At 66.2% G+C, this 9,059-nt stretch carries 11 protein-coding genes and 1 pseudogene; 6 read left to right on the top strand and 6 right to left on the bottom strand.

What is annotated here, in order from left to right; all coding sequences use genetic code 11:
• The 5 genes from ACLP25_RS24970 to ACLP25_RS24950 form a co-directional block, all read left to right on the top strand.
• The coding region (locus tag ACLP25_RS24970) for an ABC transporter permease subunit (RefSeq protein WP_442471816.1) at positions 1 to 458 on the top strand (458 nt) is incomplete at its 5' end.
• A complete protein-coding gene (gene urtC, locus ACLP25_RS24965; protein ID WP_442471815.1) occupies positions 455 to 1,582 on the top strand; it encodes an urea ABC transporter permease subunit UrtC in 1,128 nt (375 codons plus the stop codon). The genes ACLP25_RS24970 and urtC, both read left to right, overlap by 4 nt.
• Positions 1,579 to 2,349 (top strand): urea ABC transporter ATP-binding protein UrtD, encoded by a 771-nt coding sequence (urtD, locus tag ACLP25_RS24960; RefSeq protein WP_442471814.1) that lies wholly within the window; start codon positions 1,579 to 1,581, stop codon positions 2,347 to 2,349. Before urtC ends, urtD begins: the two co-directional genes overlap by 4 nt.
• 4 nt (positions 2,350 to 2,353) lie before the next feature.
• Positions 2,354 to 3,049, top strand: coding sequence for an urea ABC transporter ATP-binding subunit UrtE (urtE, locus tag ACLP25_RS24955; protein WP_442471813.1), 696 nt, complete (start codon positions 2,354 to 2,356; stop codon positions 3,047 to 3,049).
• A 219-nt stretch (positions 3,050 to 3,268) separates the two neighbouring features.
• Positions 3,269 to 3,727: a YbhB/YbcL family Raf kinase inhibitor-like protein gene (locus tag ACLP25_RS24950; protein ID WP_442471812.1), complete on the top strand. Its 459-nt coding sequence runs from the start codon at positions 3,269 to 3,271 to the stop codon at positions 3,725 to 3,727.
• 105 nt (positions 3,728 to 3,832) lie between these two features.
• Here the strand turns inward: ACLP25_RS24950 and minE are convergent, their stop codons facing one another.
• From minE to minC, 3 genes are read right to left on the bottom strand one after another with little or no spacing between them, the layout of a single operon-like run.
• The gene (gene minE / locus ACLP25_RS24945; RefSeq protein WP_442471811.1) at positions 3,833 to 4,129 is read right to left on the bottom strand and encodes a cell division topological specificity factor MinE; all 297 of its coding nucleotides are present in this window, start codon (positions 4,127 to 4,129) and stop codon (positions 3,833 to 3,835) included.
• On the bottom strand, positions 4,126 to 4,944 hold the full coding sequence (minD, locus tag ACLP25_RS24940; protein ID WP_442471810.1) for a septum site-determining protein MinD: 819 nt from the start codon (positions 4,942 to 4,944) through the stop codon (positions 4,126 to 4,128). The genes minE and minD overlap by 4 nt, the downstream gene beginning before the upstream one ends.
• Before the next feature lie 22 nt (positions 4,945 to 4,966).
• Positions 4,967 to 5,674, bottom strand: a complete 708-nt coding sequence (minC, locus tag ACLP25_RS24935) for a septum site-determining protein MinC (protein ID WP_442471809.1) — start codon at positions 5,672 to 5,674, stop codon at positions 4,967 to 4,969.
• A 705-nt stretch (positions 5,675 to 6,379) separates the two neighbouring features.
• Here minC and ACLP25_RS24930 point away from each other — a divergent pair.
• On the top strand, positions 6,380 to 6,856 hold the full coding sequence (locus ACLP25_RS24930) for a hypothetical protein (RefSeq protein ID WP_442471808.1): 477 nt from the start codon (positions 6,380 to 6,382) through the stop codon (positions 6,854 to 6,856).
• Between the two features lie 552 nt (positions 6,857 to 7,408).
• Here ACLP25_RS24930 and ACLP25_RS24925 read toward each other — a convergent pair.
• The 3 genes and pseudogenes from ACLP25_RS24925 to ACLP25_RS24915 form a co-directional block, all read right to left on the bottom strand.
• Complete coding sequence (locus ACLP25_RS24925; RefSeq protein ID WP_442471817.1) at positions 7,409 to 7,708, bottom strand: hypothetical protein; 300 nt, start codon at positions 7,706 to 7,708, stop codon at positions 7,409 to 7,411.
• A gap of 182 nt (positions 7,709 to 7,890) precedes the next feature.
• Positions 7,891 to 8,091 (bottom strand): annotated as a pseudogene (locus tag ACLP25_RS24920) (transposase); the annotation flags it as partial.
• Positions 8,092 to 8,397: 306 nt separating this feature from the next.
• Positions 8,398 to 9,059: sensor histidine kinase (locus ACLP25_RS24915; protein ID WP_442471807.1), on the bottom strand; the 662-nt coding region annotated here is incomplete at its 5' end.

The raw sequence follows: 9,059 nt of genomic DNA, 5'->3' as shown, positions 1-9,059 counted from the left end.
GGCTCTGGATCATCGTGCTGGCGATCGTGGTCTTCGCCGGCTTGCAGATCGTGCTGCGCGCCACCAGCTTCGGCCTGCAGATGCGCGCCGTCACCCAGAACCGCCGCATGGCGGCGGCGATGGGCATTTCGACCGCCAGGATCGACATGCTCGCCTTCGCGCTCGGCTCGGGGGTGGCGGGGATCGCCGGCGTGGCGCTCTCCCAGATCGACAACGTCTCGCCGAACCTCGGTCAGGGCTACATCATCGACAGCTTCATGGTGGTGGTGTTTGGCGGCGTCGGCAATCTCTGGGGGACCGCGCTCGGCGCCATGATGATCGGCGTCGCCAACAAGATCCTCGAGCCGGTGATCGGCGCCGTGCAGGGCCAGATCGTGCTCCTGATCATCATCATCCTGTTCATCCAGAAACGGCCGCGCGGCATGTTCGCGCTGAAAGGTCGGGCGGTGGAAGCATGAGCCCGCAACTCGACCGCATCGGGCTGGTCTTCGTCGTCCTCTTGGCGGCGGCCGCGATCGTCGTGCCGGTCCTGTCGCTCGCGACGGCCGCAAACTCGCCGTTCAACATCCCGCCCTATCTGGTGCAGCTCTTCGGCAAGTACCTGTGCTACGCCATCCTCGCCGTCGCGCTCGACCTCGTCTGGGGCTATTGCGGCATCCTGTCGCTCGGCCACGGCGCCTTCTTCACCCTCGGCGGCTACGCCATGGGCATGTACCTGATGCGCCAGATCGGAACGCGCGGCGTCTACGCCAACCCGATCCTGCCCGACTTCATGGTGTTCTTGAACTGGAAGGCGTTGCCGGTGGCGTGGTGGGGCTTCAACTGGTTCCCCTACGCCATGCTGATGATCGTGCTGGTTCCCGGCCTTCTGGCGCTCGCCTTCGGCTGGTTCGCCTTCCGCTCGCGCGTCACCGGCGTCTATCTCTCGATCATCACCCAGGCGATGACCTTCGCCCTGTTCAAGGAGTTCTTCCGCAACGACTTCGGCTTCGGCGGCAACAACGGACTCACTGACTTCAAGGACCTCGTCGGCTTTTCGCTGCAGTCGGCCTCGACCAAGGCGGCGCTGTTCTCGGCGAGCGCCATCGCGCTGATCCTCGCCTATTTCGTCGCCCGCGCGATCATCGGTTCGAAGTACGGCAAGGCGCTTGTCGCGGTGCGCGACGCCGAGAGCCGCATGCGCTTCCTCGGCTACCGGGTTGAGAACTACAAGCTCTTCGCCTTCGTCGTCTCGGCGGTCATGGCGGGCGTGGCCGGCGCGCTCTACGTGCCGCAGGTCGGCATCATCAATCCGAGCGAGTTCGCGCCCGCCAATTCGATCGAGGCGGCGATATGGGTCGCGGTCGGCGGCCGGGCGACTTTGGTCGGCGCGGCTATCGGCGCGATCGCGGTCAACTTCGCCAAGACCTGGTTCACCGGTGCCTTTCCCGAGTACTGGCTCTACGGGCTCGGCGGGCTGTTCGTTCTCGTCACCCTGTTCCTGCCGCGCGGCCTGCTCGGCCTCCTGCTTCGTCCGCAGCGCGAAACGGCGCCGACCCCAGAAGCCCCGGCGCTGGCGATCGAGGAGGGGGCCGACCCGTGACGCTCGCCGAAACCAGCAATCCGACGCTGACCGCGTCGATCCTTTATCTCGACGGCATCAGCGTGTCCTTCGACGGCTACAAGGCGCTCCGCAGCCTGTCGCTCACGCTCGCGCCGGGCGAGATGCGCGCAATCATCGGACCGAACGGCGCCGGCAAGACGACCATGATGGACGTCATCACCGGCAAGACGCGGCCCGACGAGGGCGAGGCGATGTTCGACGGCAAGTACGATCTCACCCGCCTCGACGAGGCCGAGATCGCGACGCTCGGCGTCGGCCGCAAGTTCCAGAAGCCGACGGTGTTCGAGAACCACACGGTCGAAGACAACCTGTTGCTCGCGACCAAGGCGCCACGCGGGGTGCTCGCGACCCTGTTCGGCCGCGAGGCGCCGGACGTGCGCGCGACCATCGACCGGATTCTCGTCACCACCCGCCTCAAGGACCATCGCGCCCGGGTCGCGGGCTCCCTGTCGCACGGGCAAAAGCAATGGCTCGAGATCGGCATGCTGCTCGCGCAGGACCCGAAGCTCCTGTTGGTGGACGAGCCGGTGGCCGGCATGACCGACGCCGAGACCGCCGCCACCGCCGAGCTTTTGCGGGAGATCGCAGAGAACCATTCCGTCGTGGTCGTCGAGCACGACATGACCTTCGTGCGCGAGCTCGGCGTCAAAGTGACGTGCCTGCACGAAGGCTCGGTGCTGGCCGAAGGCACGCTCGACCAGGTCAGCGCCGACCCGCGCGTCGTCGAAGTCTATCTGGGGCGGTGAGGCGATGCTGACCGTCGACCGCATCGATCTCTTCTACGGCGCGGCGCAGGCGCTGCGCTCGGTGTCGATCAAGGCTGAGACGGGGCGCATCCTGACCGTGCTCGGCCGGAACGGCGTCGGCAAGTCGTCGCTTTTGCGCGCCATCGTCGGGCAGCACATGGTCGCCTCCGGCGCGATCCGCTGGAACGACGACGACATGACGCGGCTTCCCGGCCATTTGCGCGCCAAGGCGGGCTTCGGCTACGTGCCGCAGGGGCGCGAGATCTTTCCGCTGCTTACCGTGCGCGAGAACCTGATGACCGGCTTCGCCGCGCTGAAGCGCTCCGAGCGCGAGATCGACGACGAGATTTTTGCGCTCTTCCCGGTGCTCGGCGACATGCTGGGGCGCCGCGGGGGCGACCTGTCGGGCGGCCAGCAGCAGCAGCTCGCCATCGCCCGGGCGCTGGTGATGAAGCCCAAGCTCTTGATTCTGGACGAGCCGACCGAAGGCATCCAGCCCTCGATCATCAAGGACATCGGCAGGGCGCTCGTGCACCTGAGGCGTAAGGGCGACATGGCGATCCTGGTGGTCGAGCAGTATTTCGAATGGGCCCGCGACATCTGCGACGACTACGCCGTCATGGACCGCGGCGTCGTGGTGCTCTCCGGAACGCGCGCCGAAATGGACGAGGGCGCCGTGCGGGGCCGGATGACGGTGTAAATGACTTAATGTCTTGACATCAAATCCAGCGCATCAACATTCACGCCATGCGGACGACATTGACGCTCGACGACGACCTGGCGGGCCTTTTGAGGCAGCGGGCCCGCGAACTCGGCGAGGGCGTCGCGCGCGGGCGGATGACGGAGTGACGCGCCCGTCCGGGCCGGTCTTTCATGACACTATCTTGACATAGGAGATAGAGGCATCGATCCTCCCGCGATGCGCCTCACTTCGACAGACTTTTCCGATGACGGCAGGATCCCGAGCGTCTGCACCTGCGAGGGCGAGGACCTGTCGCCGGCGCTGCAGTGGACCGACGCGCCGCCGGCGACCCGGAGCTTCGTCCTCCTCTGCAACGATCCGGACGCGCCGAATGGCGTCTGGCGGCACTGGGCGGCCTACGACATCCCCCACGCGTGGTCGCATCTCGCCCGCGGCGCCGGACGCGCCAACGGGCGCGAGCATTTGAAGCAGGCGATCAACGACTTCGGGCGGGTGGGATACGGTGGCCCCTCGCCACCGCGCGGCGACGGCTCGCACCACTACCGCTTCAGCCTGCTTGCGCTCTCGGTTGAGCGGCTGGGCGTCCACGCCGACCCGCACTGCCGGGATGTCGAGCGCGAGGCGCGCAAGCACGTCCTCGCCGAAGCCACGCTCGTCGGCCTTTTCGAGCGATGAGGCGGCGGCAGTGACGCTGTCGCTGACCGCGTCAGCCGCGATCAGCGACCGCGGCTACAGATGCCGGGTCAGCGATCGCGGCTGTCGGCAACGGCGCGAGCCGTCTTACGCCGCTGTCGCCTCCTCCGGAGCGGCGTCTTGCACAGCGAGCGCGACCTTGTCGCAGGGAATCTCGAGGTCGATCTCGAGCGTCGAGAACCCTTCGGCGCGATCCATCTTCACCGAGAGCTTCTCCGGGTCGATCTCGACGTGGCGCCGGATCGTGGCCAGGAGTTCGTCGCGCAAAATGGCGACGAGGTCGCGCGGGCCGACCGCAATGCGCTCGTGCGACAGCAGGATCTGGAGGCGCTCGCGCGCCACCGGGGCCGTGCCGCGGGCTTTCAGGAAGCGGAAGAGGCTCATGCGGCCCTCCGGCTGAAGAGGCGGTTGAACAGGGTCTTCTTCTTCTCGTCCGGGACCGCGATCGGGATCGTTTCGCCGATGAGGCGGCGCGCGGCGTCGCGGTAGGCGCGTGCGGCGGGGCCCGCCGAGCCGTTGATGGTGATCGGCGCGCCGACGTTGGAGGCGCGCAGGATCTCCTGGTCCTCGGGCACGATGCCGAGGAGCGGGACCGAGAGAATGTCCAAAACGTCGGCGACGCTGAGCATCTCGCCGCGGCTGGAGCGGGCCGCGTCGAAGCGGGTGAGCAAGAGGCGCTTCTCGATCTTCTCGCCGGCCTCGGCGCGGCGGGTCTTGGCGTCGAGCAGGCCGATGATCCGGTCGGAATCGCGCACCGAGGAGATTTCCGGGTTGGTGACCACGATCGCCTCGTCGGCGAACCGCATCGCGAGCAGGGCGCCGCGCTCGATGCCGGCCGGGCTGTCGCACAAGATCCAGTCGAAGCTCTGCCTCAGGTCGCCGATCACGCGCTCCACGCCCTCGTCGGTCAGGGCGTCCTTGTCGCGGGTCTGGGAGGCCGCGAGCAGATGCAGGGTCTCGACCCGCTTGTCGCGGATCAGCGCCTGGGCGAGCCTGGCGTCGCCCTGGGCGACGTTGATGAAGTCGTAGACGACCCGGCGCTCGGCCCCGAGCACGAGGTCGAGATTGCGCAGACCGACGTCAAAATCGACGACGCAGACCTTCTGGCCCGTCTGCGCGAGGGCCGCGCCGAGCGAGGCGGTCGAGGTGGTTTTGCCCACTCCGCCTTTGCCGGACGTCACCACGATCACTTTGCTCATGCGCTCGTTCCTCCCGAAAAGGTCAGTCCAGGGTCCGGAGCCTCAGCTCCTCGCCCACCAGCCGGGCCTCCAGGCTCCGGCCCTCGAATGCGGGGTCCATCGTCTCGGCGGTCATGTAGGCCCCGCCGATGCACAGAAGCTCGGCGTGCGCCTCGCGGCAGAAGATGCGCGCGTCCGGCCTGCCCGAGATCCCGGCGATCACCCGTCCCTGAAGGGCTCCGTAGACGTGGACGGACCCGCCCGCGACGATCTCGGCGCCCGAGGCGACGCGTCCGATTATCGTCACGTCGCCGTCCGGATGCATGATCGACTGGCCGGAGCGGAGATTGCCGTCGATGATCAGCGGTTCGGCCGGCTGGGGTTTTGCCGGCGCGGCCGTGGGCGGTGCGCTCTCCTCGGTGAGCGCGGCCGCGCTGACCGTGCGTCCGCCCGAGACGACGGGCGGCAGGTGCGGCCCGACCAGGGCGCGGTCGGCGTTCTCGACCCCCATCACCCGGATGTGGCGCCGCGCGAGCGCGCTGATGAGGTCGCGGTACGCCTTGAGGTCGATCTCCAGCCCGGCCATTTCGAGGATCACGGGCTTTGCGGCGAAGAACGTCGGCGAGCGAACGAGCCAGGCGTCGAGCGCGGCAAACCATTCCTCGAGCGGCTGGGTCGGCTCGAGAACGAAGGCGAGCAGCGACCGTCCCCGGAAATTCAAGGTCTGCTGTGGGTTAACATGGGCGTTCATCATGCCGGTCCATTGGCGCTTCGTTAACCATGTTTGGAGCCGATAGGTTGATGAAGGGTTAAGAGCGCGCGACCGACAGGCAGGCATTCCCTTTTTCCGTCGGAGGCGGGAGGGGTCGCGTCGCCCTGTCATCGCCGGAGGCCCTGAATTTCCAGGGTCGGCGCGACTCCCATCCCTTCCTTCCCCGCCTTAGGGCGTTGAAAGACGCCCGTCTTTCGACGGGCCCGAACTGTGATGCAGATCACCAGCGTATTGGCTCGTGCCCGTTAGCTTAACTTCTCGCCATTCCGCATTGAGCGCGCCGACTTGCATTGGCGCTCAGGTGGCTGAGACAGGGAGTACGGACATGAGCCACTCGACACCGGCGGCAATAATGCAGATTGGCATGGGCTTTATGGGCGCAAAAACTCTGCTCAGCGCAGTCGAACTCGGCGTGTTCAGCACGCTGGCTCTGGGGCCGGCGGACCTCCCCACCTTGCGACAAAAGCTTGGGCTGCATCAGCGCGCGGCTCGCGACTTCCTCGGTGGCGCTGAACCTGTTGGAGCCCCAAGACGTGTCCGGCCTCTGAGGTATCGGTCTTCGAGACTGACGTCTTCAAGAAGCAGGACGGCCGCTGGCTCTACGTGGAGTACGCCATGTCAGTTCTGCCGTAGTAGCGTATGCGTGAGGTGCGTATTCAATCAACAAACTTGAGGGAGGATCACATGAAGTATCATTTGGGTGGGACTGCATTGTTCCTGGTGGTGTTTTCGAGTGCCGCGATGGCGGACAACGTCTTCAACTGTCAGGACGTCGGCCTAACGACGCCCGAGCCCATTGGTGATCAGGATGGACACGTGCTGGTTGTCGACAACTTCAGCTGTCGCGTTGAGGCAGGACCCATGGCGGGCGGCGTGTTGACGGGCACGGTCGCTTGGGAGACGACCAAGGGCAAGGACACCTTGATCTCGGGCACGGGTGCGATACGCAGGCCCGGATCGTTGGTCATCTACAAGGACGGTGACGGTATCCTCGACCTCATCGTGAACGACAAGGGACAGGTGACGGGCGGCACTGCCAGCGGGACCGCCACCTGGGTGTTTGCCACCGGCGATGCGGCACCCCTGAAAGGCAAGGTAATGAACTGGACCACCAAGGGGGTGGGGCCGGTGCAGTTCGTCGTTGACGTGAAGACCGACTAGCGTAGCTAAGCCCAGCGAAAAACCATGCCGCCTTTTAATCAAGTTGGGCGGCATGGGCACGGCACCCAGACCGAGTCGTCCTTCGGAACGCCATCGCCTTTGCATGAATGTCTGCGATTCCGCGCAGCTGCGGCGTCCGAAATAGGAATTGCAACGTCGACTCCAGTCGTTGAATCGGTCGCATCGGACGCCCGGTTTGGGCGGTAAAAGCCAATTCGACGCTCGCACTTGAGCGGCCGCTGTGGCGGGGACCCTGGTCTTTCCCGAGACGACCTGCGCGCTCTCCGTCCTCCGCGACGTCGAGTCCGTCGGCCCACGGAACGAGACACGACGCCCCGCCGGCGCGTGAAGCCGGCGTCGGCGCGGGCGTTCCCCGCCTCTCGCCCGGCTCTACAGCACGACTCACCCTGGCGCCTTTCGCGACGCGGCCGTTGAGGGTCGATGGCGTTGAGCATACGGATGCAGCCCGAGGACACGGCGATCCTGGCCCTTCTGCACACGGGGAGCGCTACCCCTCGAACACGTCCGCCCGCGCGGCGACGATCTCGTCGATCAGGCCGTTGGTCGCGAAGGGCGCCATCGCCTGGCCATAACGTCCCGCATCTCGGAAATGCGAGAGCTCAGCCGCGCAGGCGACGAGGTCGAGAACGACAGCAGCCGGTCGGCGAAGCGCGCAACCGGGACGACGGAGGTCGTTTCGACCGTGATCGCCTCGCGGTGACGGAAACGACCGCCCTCGAGGAAGGCGCGCGCGTCGTGCGGCTCGTGCTCGCCGCCGAACCGCCGCCGCACGGCCGCGAAGGCGTCGAGCCACGGATTGCGGCCGTCCTTGACGCCGCTTGCGCGGCACACGACGATCTTTCCTCCCGGGCGTCGACGCCGACGGGCACGCGCACCGTCGCGCCAGCGATCATCACCTCGATCCGTTCGGCCGGACCCGCCAAGACGCGAGGCTGGTCGATCGCGTCCGGCCGCGCCTCGACACCATCGTCGAGTCTGATCTCCACGAATTGCGGCCCTGCGCTGGAGGCGACCCGCGCCTTGCGCCGCCACACATTGAGCAATCCTCGGCTCACCCCGTTGCGCCGCGCCACATCCGATGTGTTCACCTCCGGATCGGCGCTCTCGGCCAGGATCCGCGCCTTCTCCGCATCGCTCCAATCGCGCCGACGACGACGGCCCGTGATCACTTCGACGCGCTGATAAGAGTCGGCATCATCCCTGGATTGATGCATGGAATTAGCGCCCGTCGCATTGTCGAATCGAAGCGCGAGTCTCGCTCAGCCGAACGCCGAAGGCGAGGTGGGGGCGGCGTACCGGTTTCGAATGAAACGGGGTCGCGATGTCGCCCCAACTGACCTGGATCGTCGGTTTCACGCCCTCACCGAAGATCGAGAACGGCGTTATGCGGCTGTAGGCTGAGCAACTGTCCGCGCTCATCGAATTGACGCTGAGAGACGAGCTTTACGCCGCCTGGGCCGCACATCCGTTGCACGTTCGGCAAAAACTCGGACCGCTCGAGATTCCGTTACCCTCGAACATCACCGACCGGTTGCAATGTCTGGATGGGCCGGCAATGTAAATTGAAAGACCTCGCCGCGCGGCGCATTGGCGCTCGCCCACAAGTGTCCGCCGTGGGATTCGACGATCGAGCGACAGATCGACAGCCCCAGGCCCAGGCCGCTCGGCTTGGTTGTGTAGAAAGCCCTGAACAGGTTTTCCTGGACTTCCGTCGCGAGGCCGGGGCCGGTGTCGTGCACCGAAACAAGCGTCTCGCCCGACTCGGTTTTGGCCGTCGCAATCAACAAGTCTCGCGGCGTTTCGCCGTCGGCCATGGCCTCGACGGCGTTGAGGATCAGGTTGAGGATGACCTGTTGAAGTTCGACGCGATCGCCATGCGTCGGCGGGAGGATTTCAGTAAGGTCTGTCCGAACTAAGACGCCGTTCTTCATCGCTTCGCTGTGGGTCAGCTCGATCACCTCGCGGATCGCAGCATTGATGTCCATCCGATCGCGCGGCGTCGACCCCTTCCTGGTGAGCGCGCGGATCCGCTGAACGACCTCCCCCGCATGGGCGCCGTCCCTGACGATGCGGTCAAGCGCCTTGCGGGCTCTGTCCAGATCGGGCGGGTCAAAACTGAGCCAGCGAAGCGCCGTCTGGGCGTTGGCGATTGTGGCGGCGATCGGCTGGTTCACTTCATGCG

Source organism: Roseiarcus sp. (genome assembly GCF_052145395.1).
GTDB lineage: Bacteria > Pseudomonadota > Alphaproteobacteria > Rhizobiales > Beijerinckiaceae > Roseiarcus.
Note: the sequence above shows the minus strand (reverse complement) of the source record. Positions and strands in the feature narration are given on the sequence as shown.